This window comes from Myxococcus sp. CA056 (assembly GCF_013336715.1).
Taxonomy (GTDB): domain Bacteria; phylum Myxococcota; class Myxococcia; order Myxococcales; family Myxococcaceae; genus Myxococcus; species Myxococcus llanfairpwllgwyngyllgogerychwyrndrobwllllantysiliogogogochensis.
In genome coordinates this window covers 55,453-69,309 of sequence record NZ_JABUMT010000004.1, presented here as the reverse complement: position 1 = coordinate 69,309, position 13,857 = coordinate 55,453, and the positions used below count along the sequence as shown (strand labels likewise).

The window sequence follows — 13,857 nt, the reverse complement described above, 5'->3', positions numbered from 1 at the left end:
TGTCAAAACAGTCACCACACCTGGCATGCCCGTCGCGACGTCCCCTGTGACACCCTGGCGTGTCTCCTGAAACAGGGTATTGGCGCTCAACCAGCGGTTCCACGGTTGCATCAGTTACGACCGTACCGTGGTTCGCGCCGGTTTCCAGCGGAGACAACTCGGATGAGAACGTTATTGATTGCAGCATGTACGCTCGGGCTTCTGGCCTGTGGCGGCGAAGAGGCGGTTGTTCCACAGGAGCCGTCCTCCCAACTCCAGGCCGCCAGCGGCTCCATCGACCTGGATGGCGTCTATCCACCGCGCCCGTGGACGGCGCCAGCGCTGCTCGTGGACAGCAACTTCCCGAATGGCGTCCTGAACTTCGGGACGGCCAGCAACTTCATCGCCTTCTATGCCGCGATGGACTCAGTCACCGGCGGGAGCACCGGCAGCAGCGGCCTCACTCCCTTCAGCGCCTCCGCCACGACGAGCACCACCACCAACTCCCCGAGCTTCCAGGTGCGACTGTACGCCGGACAGATGCTCGAGGTCGGCACCTGCGACCTGGACGGCGCCTCCTTCACCGGAGACACCCTCCTGCGCCTGGCACTCGTCGGGGGCGCCGAGGTCGCGTCCGGCGACGACGCGTGTGGCGGCACGGGCAGCCGCATCTCCTACACGGCCCCCAGCGACGGGGTCTACGAAGTCCGGATGGGCTGCTATTCGGACGGCGCCTGCAGCGGCACCGTCAGCTACTCGGTCCTGTCGCCCGACGCGAACGGGGCGCTCATCGGCGCACGGACCTTCACGGGCTCGAACACGAACAACGCCAGCACCAACTACTCCACCCTGGTCCTCCACCTGACGCAGGGGCAGGTGCTCGACGTTGGCACCTGCGGCCTCGCGGGCTCCGGTCTGGTGGGTGATACGTACCTGAAGCTCATCGACGCCGACGGCAATGTCGACATCTTCGGCAGTGACGACGCCTGCAGCGACCACGGCAGTCGCATCGCCTACACCGCGGACCGCACGGGTACGTTCGAGGTGCGGCTCGGCTGCTTCTCGACGGGCACCTGCCAGGGAACGGTGGTCTACAACATCACCGCGGCTCCCAGTCAGGACCAGATGCTGCCCGCCGGGTTCGTGAGCGCGAAGACGTATCTGGACAATGCCCGCCCGGGAGAGCAGCCGAGTGACGCCATCGTCGACGTCGACTACGCCGAGTTCGTCGACGACCTCAGGGCCTTCCTCGCCGAGGATGACACCCTGCGCCGCCTCGTCGACCAGGAGCTCCAGGTGATGGTCGAAGGCCAGCTCTACCAGCTCACCAACCTGGGCGTGTTCCAGGTCGACGCGGCGTCCATCCCCGCCTATCGCGCCTGGCTCAACACCCATGCCTATGCGATGAACACCGACCCCAATTTCCAGTCGATTCCGGGAGAGGTCGCCCTCCCCAACGGCGCGTATCAGGTCCTGCCGGGCGTCATCCGCAAGGTTGGAAACTTCGGCACGCCGTCGGTGAAGCTGCTCGGCTTCGACGCCGAGGGTGGCGGCGGCGGAGGCACCACGCTGGCCATGGCGGACTTCGCCGACGAGCCCTCCGCCGCGAGTGGGGCCACACAGGTCGCGGACTTCCTCGGCCGGCAGCGGGGCGCGCCCCAGGCAGAGGATGACTCGCGGGTCCGGGCGCTGGGCGGCACGGAACTCGGTCGAATCTCGTACTGGTCCGGCAAGGTCAACGCGCACAAGGCCGCGGGCGGAGCCTGGCTCAAGGACTCCGATTGCACCTCGGGCGCCAGCATCGCGCCGCTGACGTACTGTCGGAAGTTCTTCCCGGGGACGAGCTCGGTCACCGCGGTGTCCGTCACCGCCAAGCCCCCCAACCTGTGGAACGTCGCGGGCTGCGGTCAGACGTACTCCGGCAACGGCCTCCAGGAGTGGATCTGCGATGGCGCCTCCACGCCTCCGCCCAGCTGCAACCTGACGCCGCCCGCGTTCAACATGCCCGCCTATACGGTTGGCTCGAACTTCAGTCGCTCCGAGTCGGTCGGCATGCCCGGCAACAGGCGCTTCGTCTTCAAGGCCCAGTCACCCGGCTTCCAGTTCAAGCTCTTCGGCGTCGAGGTCGGGTTCCACAAAATCGACATCAAGGCCAAGCTGCAGCGCAAGAAGCGCTTCCTGGGCATCGGCTACTGGGGACCGTCCTACGGCGATGAGATTGTCGTCGGCATGGACAACATGAAGCTCGATACCAGCTACATCGTTCCCTATCCCCAGTACTTCAACACCCTCGTCAAGCCGAAGCTCAGCAGCCTGGCTGACTACAAGATTGGCAACTGGGTGGTGAAGGCGGCCAACATCGCCGTGAACTTCAATCCTCCCGGCCCTGGGGGCCCCATCACCACCCAGAACGTCGCGGACTGGATCAGCGGGGCCATCAACACGCTCATCGGAAGCGTCTACACCAACGTCTGGAAGGCCATCGAGCGGAACGTCATGGATGCCATCGACTGGACCTACAACACGCGGTACGCGGCGCACACCAAGATGGTGAGCGACATCAACGAGGCACACAAGCTCCGGTGGGTCTCCGGCCAGGGTGAGAAGCCCCAGTGCTACAGCCACCAGAACACCTGGTGGTTCGACGCGAACGCGGGCATCCGCTACGTCCAGAATGGCGGCGTCGCCGGGCCGCCGGGCACCCCGCCGACCCAGGTCAACTACAAGTACTCGATGAAGGCCGGTAGCTTCTACGGTCGCACCCGCATCGGCGGCTCCTGGTACGGCCTGCGCTTCGTTCGCCTCCCGTAGCGGACCAGCGGGCTGACCCCTTCGCCATGAATACGAGGGCCCCGGGCGCACTCAGGCGCTCCGGGGCCCTTGATTCACCACTTCATCGTCGGGGTGGCTCCACGGAGATGCTCCAGCAGCTCGCGGCACGTCTTGCGCTTGAGGCTCGGTGACCACCTTCCTCTTCGGGTGCCCCGCGTAACCACCCATTCAATTTGGATGGTTGCATCCGCCCAGCACCGGGGCTACCTTCATGTAAACCACTTAAACCGGTACGACGGTTACACGTCCGTCTGCGGAGTGCCCATGCCACCGCCCATCGCCCTCATCGCCGCGCCCTCTGGCCTTGGACTGAGTCGCCCCGACAGGCGGACGCCTCGGGTGGACCTGCTTCCGGAGGCCCTGCTGGAAGCGGGCCTGGGACACCGGCTCAAGGCCCAGGTCGAGCACACCGTGAAGCCCGGTCCCTATGAGCCCCAGCGCGACAAGGAGACCCGGGTCATCAACCCACGCGGAATCGCGGAGTTCAGCTCGAGGCTCGCCGACGTGGTGGAAGGAGTCGTACGCGACAGGCGCTTCCCGCTGGTGCTCGGAGGCGATTGCAGCATCCTGCTCGGCTGCCTCCTCGGCCTGAAGCGCACGGGCGCCCACCACGGCCTCGCCTTCATGGACGGGCACACCGACTTCTGGCCCCCCGAAGCCTCCGAGCTGGGCGGCGCGGCCGGCATGGACCTCTGGTTCTCCTCCGGGCGTGGCCCCGCGGTGCTGTCCAACCTGGAGGGACGCGGGCCCCTGGTGCGGGACGCGGACGTGGCGGTGCTCGGCGTCAGGGATTTGGAGCACTGGGGCGCGCAGGTCTCCGCCGAACATGTGCGCGACACCGCCATGGGCTGGATGGACCTGAACACGTTGCGCCAGGACGGCATCGCCGCCAGCGTGGAGCAGGCCCTCGCGAGGTTCCGCGCGTCCGGCGTGAGCGGCTTCTGGATGCACCTGGACGCGGACGTCATGGATGACGACGTCATGCCCGCCGTCGACTCCCGCCAACCCGACGGACTGAGCGTGGAGGAGCTGGGCGAGCTGGTGGCCCACCTCGTCGCCTCCGGGCTCGCGGTGGGAATGGACGTCACCATCTACGACCCGAGCCTGGACCCCGAGCGCCACGCGGCCCGCGCGCTGGTGGACAGCCTGGCCACGGGGCTGGGGGCCCTGGTGCCCACGCCCAGGACGCGATAGGCCCCGGCCATGGCCGATGCGCACAGCCCCGGGCTTGCGACGGATGTCGTGCTGCTGCTCGACTTCGTCAACACGCTGGACGTGGAGAAGCTCGTCGACGCGGTGCCCACCTCGGACGCACTCACCACCTGGTGCCGCGCGCGCGGCCTCCTGTCTTCAGCGGAGACCTTCTCCCCCGAGTCCTTCAAGGCCGCCATCGAGGCCCGTGAGGCCCTGCGCGCCGTGCTGCTCTCCCATACCGGAGAGCCCCTGCCCGCCTCCGAGCCGCGCGTGTTGGACCGCGTGGCCGCCTCCAGTCCGCTCACCGTCGGCTTCGGCCCCGACGGCGTACGGCTGCGTCCCGCCGGCACGGGCGGATGGAAGGCCCTGGGCGGACTGTTCGCCGCCGTCGTCTCCACCCAACGCGACGGCCACTGGCCCCGGATGAAGGTCTGCGCGGCGGGCGCCTGCCAGGAAGCCTTCTACGACACGTCCAAGAACCGCTCCGGACGCTGGTGCTCCATGGCCGTCTGCGGCAACCGCACCAAGCTCCAGCGCTTCCGCGCCAGCCCCCCCAAGCGCTGATCCACCGCCACGACACGGCGTGAGCACCAGGCACACATCCGGTGCCCGGCTTCGCTCCACGTATGGGTTCCGCCCCGAATTCTCACTCCGTGACAGGGCTCGGCCCGCAAAACCCCACGAACTTCCAGCCCGTACGCAACCTCTCGCTCCTTCTCCCGAGAATTGGGAAATTCGTACGACTTCGAGGAGAGACACCATGGGTACCGAGCGCATTGGTGACGGTGGGGCAGCAGAGGCGGCACGACGTGCGGCGGAAGCGGCTCGCAGGGCCGCGGAAGAGGCGGCGCGTCGGGCAGCGGAAGCCGCTCGTAAGGCGGCGGAGGCCGCCGCGAAGCAGGCCGCCGAGGCCGCTCGCAAGGTGGCGGAGGCGCAGAAGAACAAGTCGACCTTCGAGCCCGCTGGCGCGAAGAACAAGCTGAACCTGGACGGCAAGAGCGCGCCCTCCACGTCGCTGTTCTCGGAGAACAGCAAGGACGGCAAGGTCAACTGCCTCGACAAGGCCGCGGACTTCGTCAGCAAGTCCTCTCCGGAGCTGCAGGGCCGCTCGGACCTGGTGTTCCTCAAGGACTCGCGCCCGGGTGCCGAGGGCCAGTCGGGCCACGTCGTCGTCCGCCAGGGCGAGCGCGTGTTGGACCCGAGCAACGGCAAGAGCTACGAGGACATGCCGGCGTACCTGAAGGAGCAGCCTCACTACAGCGAGGCGGGCACCATCCCCGGCACGTCCGCCGCGAAGATCTTCTCCACCGAGGCGGGCTCGCTCGAGCGCACCCAGGCCCTGGCCGACGCGAACGTGTCGCCCGAGCTGCAGAAGATGATGGTCGCCGACTACCCGGCGGACATCGGCGGCGCGCCCAACCCCGTCACCACCGAGCCGTACGAGACGAAGATTCCGGGCCAGGCGGGTCCGGTGTCCGTCGAGTTCAGCGACACGCTCGAGAAGGACGTGAAGAAGGAGGACGGGTACGTCACCGTCTCCATCAACGCCGAGACGTCCGTGTCCGCGTCCGGGACGGTGGAGTTCACCAAGGCCAAGGTCGGCGTGGGCGCCTCCGTGGAGGGGAGCGTCGAGGCCGGCAAGACGATGACGTACGAAGTGAAGATGAAGGAGGCCGACTACGAGAAGCTGAAGCGTGGCGAAATCGCGCCTCCGCATCCGCTCAACGCCGAGACGATTCCGGACGGCACCTCCGTGAAGATGGAGCAGGGCCAGTTCGCCGGCTACGGCCTGGACGTGGGCCTGTCCTACCACGCGGCCGAGCTGGGCATCTCCGGCGACGTGAAGTCCGGCAAGGGCATGTCCATCGAAGTGAGCCGCGATGGCGACAAGCTGTCGATGACGGCGGGCCCCACGGAGTTCATCGAGAACAACGGCAAGGTGAGCCTGGGCGTGGGCCCGGTGTCGGTGAGCATGGGCCGCTCCGACACGCTGAAGGAGTACAAGCTGCGCACCGCCGAGTTCGACCTGTCCAACCCGGACGGGAAGAAGGCGTACGACGCCTTCGCGAAGGACGGCCGGATGCCGGAGAAGGAAGGCCCGGGCGTGGCCAACACGCTGCGCTTCGACAAGATCAACTACGAGTCGACGGGCGGCAAGGTCGGCATCGACGTGGGTCCCTTCAGCATCGAGTCGGACGGCACGACGAACACGGGCGAGTACCTCATCACCCACCACCCGGATGGGACGAAGTCGATGACGTCCGACATCACCTACGGTGGCGACCACCCGGACGTCACCATCGAGCAGAAGTACGGCACGGACGGCAAGCTCATCCCCGGCTCCGAGAAGTTCGCGATGAAGTTCGACACCAAGGACGACAACGCGCGCGAGCTGCTCGTGTACTCGTACACGGGTGACTCGGCGAAGGCGAAGGCGGCCCGTGAGAACGACAAGCCCATCACGCTCAACCTCACCGCCAGCGACATCCAGGAGATGCAGCGGCGCTCCGGCATCCAGGCGGAGAACGGCGGGCACATGGGCATCAACGTCCTGCTCACCGACTACGACGGCAAGCCGAACGACCCGCTGATGGCGGTGCGCAACATGGCCTGCTCGCCGGCGTACAACGAGTACAAGCTGGCGGAGAGCTACTTCGGGCTGTTCCAGGACGGTGGCAAGAAGCCGCTGCCCGGCGAGCTGGTCATCGGCTGAGCCTGACCGCTTCGCCCAAGGCCCGGGTCCCCGAGAGGAGGCCCGGGCTTTGTTGTGTCTTGAGCGGAACACGCGCGCGACAGGGCGCTCCGCGCACTGGACGTGGGTGACCTCACGGGAGAGGGTCCGACGGGCACTTCATGTTCCTCCTGGAGACACCCGATGGCGCAGGCCCCTGGTTCCGAGCACGGTCAGTTCGTCGAGTACCCCCTGGCGTCCGCGTCCACGGGCCCCTATGGAATCGTCAAGGGAGCGGACGGGGCGCTGTGGTTCACCGAGGTTCACTCGGGCCGAGTCGGACGCGTCGACGTCCAGGGCCAGGTGACGAGCTTCCCGCTGCCGACACCTGAAGCCGGGCCGTCCATCATCACCGCCGGGCCCGACGGCGCGCTCTGGTTCACCGAGCAGAAGGCGAACCGCGTGGGCCGCGTGACGATGAGCGGAGAGGTGACCGAGTTCACGTTGCCGACGCCGCAAGCCGGTCCGTTCGGCATCTGCGCCGGACCTGACGGTGCGCTCTGGTTCACGGAGATGTCCGTGCATCGGATTGGGCGGCTCACACCGGACGGCGGCGTCACGGAGTTCCCGCTCCAGGCCGGTTGTTATCCCTCGTTCATCACCGCCGGGCCGGATGGCGCGCTCTGGTTCACGGAGAATCAGGGCAACCGCATCGGGCGCATCACCGTGGATGGACAGGTCACCGGCTACGACCTGCCCACGGCCAAGGCGGGGCCCGTGGGAATCACGTGGGGCCCCGACGGCGCGCTCTGGTTCGTCGAGATTCTCGCGGACCAGCTCGGACGAATCACGACGGCGGGGAACATCACCGAGTACCCGTTGCTCCGCTCGGGAGCACGTCCCCACGCCATCGTCACGGGGGCCGACGGGGCCCTGTGGTTCACGCAGTGGGGCAGCAATCACCTCGGGCGGATGACGACCTCCGGGGTCGTCACGGAGTACGCCATCCCCACGCGGAAGGCGGAGCCACACGGAATCACCGTCGGCCCGGATGGAGCCCTGTGGTTCGCCGAGGAAGCAGGACGCATCGGGCGCTTCTCGCTCCCTTGAGGGCCGCTACGCCCGCTCCGACAGCGCGACGCTCAGGCCGCGACGACCGCTTCCGGCTCGCGACGCACCTTCGCGAGCGCCGCCACGACGACCTCCGGACCCGCGCCCGGCTTGTGCGCGTTCTCGCTCAGGTGCCTGCGCCACGCGCGCGCCCCCGGCAGCCCCTGGAACAAGCCGAGCATGTGCCGAGTGACGGCGCTGAGCGGCGCGCCCCGCTGACGGCTGCGCTCGATGTACGGGAGCATGGCCTCCACGACTTCGTGCCGCTCGCGCGGAGCCTCCTGCCCGCCGAAGAAGCGACGGTCCGCGTCCGCGAGCAGGTAGGGGTTTTCGTAGACGGCGCGGCCAATCATCACCCCGTCCACGTGCGCGAGGTGCTCGGCGGCGGCATCCAGCGTCTTGATGCCGCCGTTGATGCTGATGTCCAGGTGGGGCAGCTCCTGCTTGAGCCGGTGGACCAGGTCGTAGCGCAAGGGCGGCACGTCCCGGTTCTCCTTGGGACTCAAGCCCTGGAGCCACGCCTTGCGCGCATGGACGATGAACCGCGTGCAGCCCTCGGCGGCCACCAGGCGCACGAAGCGCTCCAACGTGGACCACTCCTCCATCTCGTCGATGGCGATGCGCGACTTCACCGTCACCGGGATTTTCACCGCCGCGCGCATGGCGCCCACCAGCCGCGCCACCAGCTCCGGCTCCGCCATGAGACACGCGCCGAACCGGCCGGACTGCACCCTGTCGCTGGGGCAGCCCACGTTGAGGTTCACCTCGGCGTAGCCCCACGACTCGGCGATGCGCGCGGACTCGGCCAGGGCCTCCGGCTCCGAGCCACCGAGCTGGATGGCCACCGGATGCTCGGCCGCTTCGTAGCCCAGCAGCCGCTCGCGGTCGCCATGGAGCACGGCGCCCGTGGTCAGCATCTCCGTGTACAGCAGCGTGTGCTGGCTGATTTGACGGTGGAAGTACCGGCAGTTGCGGTCCGTCCAGTCCATCATCGGCGCGACACACAACGGCATGGGTCGGGAAGGCATCGGACCTCCTCTACCCGGCTTTCCCTCCCCTGCCCACCCCCCAGTGACGCCCGGGGGCCCGAAGGGAGAGGAGCCGGACAACCGTCCCGGTTAGGCTGTCCGCGTGCCGCCGAGCCCGCCCCTTCTGGATGACATGCTCCTCTTCTCGGAGGTGGTGACCGCGGGCGGCATCACCGCCGCCTCCACGCGACTGGGCCTGCGCAAGTCCACCGTCAGCCGCCGGCTCTCCGCCCTGGAGGAGCGCCTGGGGGTGCGCCTCCTGGAGCGCAACGCCCGCCACTTGAGGCTCACCGAGGCCGGGCGCGACTACCACGCCCACTGCGCGCGGCTGGTCGCCGAGGCCCGCGAGGTGAACCGCGCGCTGGGTGAGTCCCGCACCACGCCCCAGGGCACCCTGCGCATCGCCACCCTCTCCCTGCTGGGCGAGCTGCTCACGCCCGTCATCGCCGAGCTGCTCCTGCGCCACCCGCTCCTGCGCGTGGAGGTCTCCCTCGCCGAGGCCCACGTGGACCTCATCGCGGAGGAGTACGACCTGGCGCTGCGCACGGGCCCGCTGGCGGACTCGTCGCTGGTGGCGCGCAAGCTGGGGCGCCTGCGCACCGGCTACTACGCCAGCGCCGCCTACCTCTCCCGTCAGGGCACCCCGAAGACCCCGGCGGAGCTCCAGGGCCACGCCTGCGTCGTGCTGGCCGAGCCCGGCACCGACGAGGTCTGGTTCTTCGGAGAGGGCCGCACCGCGAGGAGTGTCCCCGTCACCGGAAGGCTGCGGGTGCCCAGTGTGCGCGCGGGACAGGCGGCGGCTCGCGCGGGGCTGGGCGTGGTGCGGCTGCCCGCGTCGCTCGTCGTCGACGACGTGAGGAACGGGCTGCTCGTCCCCGTGCTGGAGACAGAGACGCCACCGGGCATCCCCATCTTCGCCGTCTACCCCAGCAGCCGGCAGCTTCCCCCCAAGGTGCGCGCCTTCCTGACGCTCCTGGGTGAGCGCGGCGCCGCGCTTCCCTGGGAAGAGGCCACCGCGCCGGGCCGCGCCCGTTAGGAGCACTTCCCGCAACGAAGCGTTCCGCCAGGGGCTCTCGTTCCGGGGCCCTGGGGCCACTACACCTTCCCTCCACACGCAAGGCGCGGCCCCGCGGGCCGTGCCCCACGAGGAGGACAGGACATGGCGGCGGACGTCATCGAGCTGGGAGACGCGGAGTTCGACCGGGAAGTACTGGAAGCAAAGGGGCCCGTGCTGGTGGACTTCACCGCCGCGTGGTGTCCCCCGTGCAGGTTCATCTCCCCCATCCTCGATGCGCTGGCGGTCGAGTACCGGGGCCGGCTCAAGGTGACGAAAATCGACGTGGACGCCCACCAGGAGGCGGCGCAGCGCTACGGCATCCGCGCCTTGCCCTGCCTGCTCGTGTTCAAGGAGGGCAAGGTGGTCCGCCAGCTCGTGGGCGCGATGCCCCGGGCGCGGCTGGAGCAGGAGCTGCTCGCCTGGCTCTGAGACAGGCCCCGGCTAATGGCTGGAGACAGAGGGGCGCCAGGACGACAGCAGCCCACCCCTGGCGCGCCCGGCCTGTAGCACCGGCCGGGAGTACGGCCGCCCTCTGTGGTGACTGGCTTTCAGTTGCAAGTCAAAAAGGAAGGCTGGCGATTATCCCCAGGTGAGGTAGTCACGGGCGCGCCACGGGAGCGTCACGACCAGGTGACACCCCGGGCATGCCCAACCGGGAGGTAGCCATGCTCGAAAGGCTGATGCCCAAGTCGGACGAGTTCTTCGACGACTTCGACAAGCAGTGCGCCGCGACAGTCCAGGGCGCGAAGATGCTGTACGAACTGTTGAGCGACTATCGCGATGTGCCCGCACGGGTCCGCGCGCTCAAGGACGTGGAGCACCACGGCGACGAAGTCACCCACACCGCCTTCAATCGCCTGCACAAACAGTTCATCACCCCGTTCGACCGGACGCAGATTCACTCGCTGCTGTCGCGCATCGACGACGTGCTGGACCTGGCGAACGCGGCCGCGTCCCGGCTGCACTACTACGAAATCCAGAGCAGCCTGCCGGATGCGACGGAGCTGGCGCGCCTGCTGGTCCTGTCCTCGGAGAAGGTGCAGGAGGTGGTGGCGGCGCTGCGGCTCATCAAGAAGCCCGAGCAGATTCTGGCCGGCTGCAAGGAAATCAAGCGGCTGGAGACGCAGGCGGACGAGGTGCTGCGCTCCGGGCTGGGCCGGCTCTTCAAGAGCGGGGTCGACACTCTGACCATCATCAAGTGGAAGGAGATCTACGACCTCATCGAGACCGCCACGGACAAGTGTCAGGGTGTGGCGAACGTCATCGAGGGTGTGGTGCTGGAGCACTCCTGAGATGCTACTCGCCGCCGTCATCCTGATCGTCGGAGTCGCCCTCATCTTCGACTTCATCAACGGCTTCCACGACGCGGCGAACTCCATCGCCACCGTGGTGTCCACCCGGGTGTTGTCACCGAACCTGGCCGTGGCGTGGGCCGCCTTCTTCAACTTCATCGCCGCCTTCAGCGGGGGTGTCCATGTCGCCAACACCATGGGCAAGGGCATCATCAACTTCGACATGCTGCGCGGCGCGGGCCCCTCGGCCGTGCTGTCGGTCATCTTCGCCGCGCTGATGGGCGCCATCGCCTGGAACCTCCTGACGTGGTGGTGGGGCCTGCCCTCCTCCTCGTCACACGCGCTCGCCGGAGGAATGATTGGCGCGACGGTGCCGGTGCTGGGCTTCAAGGGACTGATGGGCGCGGGCATCGCGAAGATCGCCGCCTTCATCGTGCTCTCCCCCCTCATCGGCACGTTCCTGGGCATGACGCTGATGCTCATCAGCACCTGGGTGGTGCACAAGCAGACGCCCACCTACGTGGACCGGTGGTTCCGCCGCCTCCAGCTCGTGTCCTCCGCCATCTTCTCGTACAGCCACGGCACCAACGACGCGCAGAAGGTGATGGGCATCATCGCGGTGGTCCTCTTCGGCACCATCTGGAAGGACCGCCCGTTCCACATTGACTGGTGGATGATCATCTCCTGTCACGCGGCCATCGCCCTGGGCACGTTCTTCGGCGGCTGGCGCATCATCCGCACCATGGGCCACAGCCTCACGAAGCTGGCGCCCATCGGCGGCTTCAGCGCGGAGACGGGTGGCGGCGTCACCATCATCGCGCTGGCGGAGCTGGGCATCCCCGTGTCCACCACCCACACCATCACCGGTGCCATCGTCGGCGTGGGTTCCACGCGCGGCTGGCGCGCGGTGAAGTGGGGCGTGGCCGGCCGCATCATCTGGGCCTGGGTGTTCACCATCCCCGCCGCCGCGCTCATGGCGCTGCTCGTCTACGGGCTTACCCAGGTGGTCGTCCGGCTGGTCGGTTGAGTCCGGCCTCCCCCTGCCCGCCCGCGCCGGCCACTTCCTTCGGGAGGCCCGCGGGCGGGTGCTAGCATTCCCCACTCCATGCGTCTCATCCTCAACCCCGGGCGGGAGGGAGAGCAGGAGCTCCTGCTCTCCGAGGGCACCACCACCATCGGCAGGACGGACGAGAGCTCCGTCTGCGTGCTCCACAAGAGCATCTCGCGGCGCCATGCGCGGCTGGAGCGCCAGGGTTCGCGCGTGGTGCTGGTGGACCAGGGCAGCAAGAACGGCACGTTCATGGGAGAGGTCCGCGTCGAGCGGCACGTGCTCCAGGAAGGCGAGGCCTTCCGCTGCGGCGAGGTGTGGTTCCAGCTGCTCGCGGGCGACCCCGAGCCCGAGGAGGAGCTGAGTCCGCTGCACACTCGCACGCTGGACACGCGCTTCACCCTGTCTCCCCTGGAGACCCTGCTGGACGCGGACGTGCCCCGGCTGCGGGTGCGACCGGAGCCCGAGGGCGACACGACGCGGGAGCGGCTCCAGGTGCTGCTCGCCGTGGCGCAACTGCTCGCCTCGCCCGGCTCGCTGGACACGCTGCTGGAGCGCATCCTCCAGCTCGTCTTCCGCATCCTCGGCGTGGACCGCGCGGCCCTGTTGCTGGTGGACGAAGCCACCGGAGAGTTGCGCCCTCGCGTGGCGCGCGCGGCGAGCGGAGAGACGCTCCCGGAGCGCTTCTTCAGCCAGCGCATCGTCGACTTCGTGCGCGCCCACGGCCTGGCGTCCCTCTTCGCCAACGCCCAGCGAGACGTGCGCCTGGACAGCTCCGCCTCCATCCGCTCGCAGGCCATCCTCTCCGCCATGTGCGTGCCGCTGCGTCCGCGCGACACCTGGCTGGGCGTGCTCTACGTGGACAACCGCTCGCAGGGCGGGCTCTTCACGGAGCAGGACCTGGAGTTCCTCACCGCCTTCGCCAACCAGGCCGCGGTCGCCATCGACAACGCGCGGCTGGCGCGACGGTTGGAAGAGGAGGCCGTGCTGCGCAACACGTACCTGCGCTTCTTCCCTCCCGCCGTGGTCCGCAGGCTCAACGCGTCACCGGGCGCGTCGCTGGAGGTGGTGGAGACGGAGGTGACTGTGCTCTTCGCGGACATCTCCGACTTCACGCCGCTGTCGGCGTCGCTGCGTCCCCGGGAAGTCGTGGACATGCTCAACGAGTACTTCCCGGTGATGGCGGACGCGGTCTTCCGTCACGAAGGGACGCTGGAGAAGTACATCGGCGATGCGCTGATGGCCGTCTGGGGCGCGCCCTTCTCCCGGGACGACGACGCGGACCGGGCCGTGCGCGCGGCGGTGGACATGCAACGCGCGCTGGTGGCGCTCAACGCGCGCTTCCGCGCGAAGGGCCACCCGGAGCTGCGCATCCACGTGGGACTCAACAGTGGCCCCGCCGCCGCGGGCAACATCGGCTCCGGGCACTATCTGCAGTACGCCACCCTGGGTGACGTCACCAACGTGGCCAGTCGCGTGTGCGGCGTGGCGAAGGCGGGAGAGGTCGTCCTCTCGGAGGCCACGCGCGCCCGACTGCGCGAGTCGACCTGGCGCCTGACGACGCTGCCGCCCACCCGGGTCAAGGGCAAGCAGGACGCCCTGACGCTCCACCGGGTGGCGTGGGACTGATGGAGCGACACGGCCCT

General features: G+C 68.5%; 11 protein-coding genes. 10 read left to right on the top strand and 1 reads right to left on the bottom strand.

The genetic code is table 11. The features are described 5' to 3' along the window. Positions 1-174 precede the first annotated feature (174 nt). The 5 genes from HUA76_RS18895 to HUA76_RS18875 all read left to right on the top strand — a co-directional run bounded on the left by HUA76_RS18895 (position 175) and on the right by HUA76_RS18875 (position 7,786). Positions 175-2,790, top strand: a complete 2,616-nt coding sequence (locus HUA76_RS18895) for a hypothetical protein (protein ID WP_174461680.1) — start codon at positions 175-177, stop codon at positions 2,788-2,790. Between the two features lie 285 nt (positions 2,791-3,075). Next, a complete protein-coding gene (locus tag HUA76_RS18890) occupies positions 3,076-4,005 on the top strand; it encodes an arginase family protein (RefSeq protein WP_174461679.1) in 930 nt (309 codons plus the stop codon). A 9-nt stretch (positions 4,006-4,014) separates the two neighbouring features. After that, entirely contained in the window at positions 4,015-4,569 is a 555-nt protein-coding gene (locus tag HUA76_RS18885; protein ID WP_174461678.1) for a CGNR zinc finger domain-containing protein, read from the top strand. Positions 4,570-4,765: 196 nt separating this feature from the next. Next, complete coding sequence (locus HUA76_RS18880; protein WP_174458453.1) at positions 4,766-6,718, top strand: hypothetical protein; 1,953 nt, start codon at positions 4,766-4,768, stop codon at positions 6,716-6,718. Between the two features lie 162 nt (positions 6,719-6,880). Beyond that, positions 6,881-7,786 (top strand): Virginiamycin B lyase, encoded by a 906-nt coding sequence (locus tag HUA76_RS18875; protein WP_174458454.1) that lies wholly within the window; start codon positions 6,881-6,883, stop codon positions 7,784-7,786. A 32-nt stretch (positions 7,787-7,818) separates the two neighbouring features. On the opposite strand, the gene dusA is transcribed toward HUA76_RS18875, so the two are convergent. Beyond that, the gene (dusA, locus tag HUA76_RS18870; protein WP_141646607.1) at positions 7,819-8,814 is read right to left on the bottom strand and encodes a tRNA dihydrouridine(20/20a) synthase DusA; all 996 of its coding nucleotides are present in this window, start codon (positions 8,812-8,814) and stop codon (positions 7,819-7,821) included. Positions 8,815-8,947: 133 nt separating this feature from the next. On the opposite strand from dusA, the gene HUA76_RS18865 reads away from it, so the two are divergent. From HUA76_RS18865 to HUA76_RS18845, 5 genes are all read left to right on the top strand, one after another. Then, on the top strand, positions 8,948-9,850 hold the full coding sequence (locus HUA76_RS18865) for a LysR family transcriptional regulator (RefSeq protein WP_174461677.1): 903 nt from the start codon (positions 8,948-8,950) through the stop codon (positions 9,848-9,850). A gap of 123 nt (positions 9,851-9,973) precedes the next feature. After that, positions 9,974-10,300: a thioredoxin gene (gene trxA, locus HUA76_RS18860; protein WP_141643836.1), complete on the top strand. Its 327-nt coding sequence runs from the start codon at positions 9,974-9,976 to the stop codon at positions 10,298-10,300. Positions 10,301-10,536: 236 nt separating this feature from the next. Then, positions 10,537-11,163, top strand: a complete 627-nt coding sequence (locus tag HUA76_RS18855; RefSeq protein ID WP_174458456.1) for a DUF47 domain-containing protein — start codon at positions 10,537-10,539, stop codon at positions 11,161-11,163. Position 11,164: 1 nt separating this feature from the next. Beyond that, positions 11,165-12,190, top strand: a complete 1,026-nt coding sequence (locus HUA76_RS18850) for an inorganic phosphate transporter (protein WP_141643834.1) — start codon at positions 11,165-11,167, stop codon at positions 12,188-12,190. A gap of 78 nt (positions 12,191-12,268) precedes the next feature. Next, positions 12,269-13,840, top strand: coding sequence for an adenylate/guanylate cyclase domain-containing protein (locus HUA76_RS18845; RefSeq protein WP_174461676.1), 1,572 nt, complete (start codon positions 12,269-12,271; stop codon positions 13,838-13,840). The last annotated feature ends 17 nt before the right edge of the window (positions 13,841-13,857 follow it).

What these genes read in the sequence shown, in the direction of transcription:
- HUA76_RS18850 (WP_141643834.1), top strand. Translation starts at nt 11,165, where the DNA reads ATGCTACTCGCCGCCGTCATCCTGATCGTCGGAGTCGCCCTCATCTTC.
- HUA76_RS18880 (WP_174458453.1), top strand. Translation starts at nt 4,766, where the DNA reads ATGGGTACCGAGCGCATTGGTGACGGTGGGGCAGCAGAGGCGGCACGA.
- HUA76_RS18855 (WP_174458456.1), top strand. Translation starts at nt 10,537, where the DNA reads ATGCTCGAAAGGCTGATGCCCAAGTCGGACGAGTTCTTCGACGACTTC.
- trxA (WP_141643836.1), top strand. Translation starts at nt 9,974, where the DNA reads ATGGCGGCGGACGTCATCGAGCTGGGAGACGCGGAGTTCGACCGGGAA.
- HUA76_RS18875 (WP_174458454.1), top strand. Translation starts at nt 6,881, where the DNA reads ATGGCGCAGGCCCCTGGTTCCGAGCACGGTCAGTTCGTCGAGTACCCC.
- HUA76_RS18885 (WP_174461678.1), top strand. Translation starts at nt 4,015, where the DNA reads ATGGCCGATGCGCACAGCCCCGGGCTTGCGACGGATGTCGTGCTGCTG.
- HUA76_RS18865 (WP_174461677.1), top strand. Translation starts at nt 8,948, where the DNA reads ATGCTCCTCTTCTCGGAGGTGGTGACCGCGGGCGGCATCACCGCCGCC.
- dusA (WP_141646607.1), bottom strand. Translation starts at nt 8,814, where the DNA reads ATGCCTTCCCGACCCATGCCGTTGTGTGTCGCGCCGATGATGGACTGG.
- HUA76_RS18845 (WP_174461676.1), top strand. Translation starts at nt 12,269, where the DNA reads ATGCGTCTCATCCTCAACCCCGGGCGGGAGGGAGAGCAGGAGCTCCTG.
- HUA76_RS18890 (WP_174461679.1), top strand. Translation starts at nt 3,076, where the DNA reads ATGCCACCGCCCATCGCCCTCATCGCCGCGCCCTCTGGCCTTGGACTG.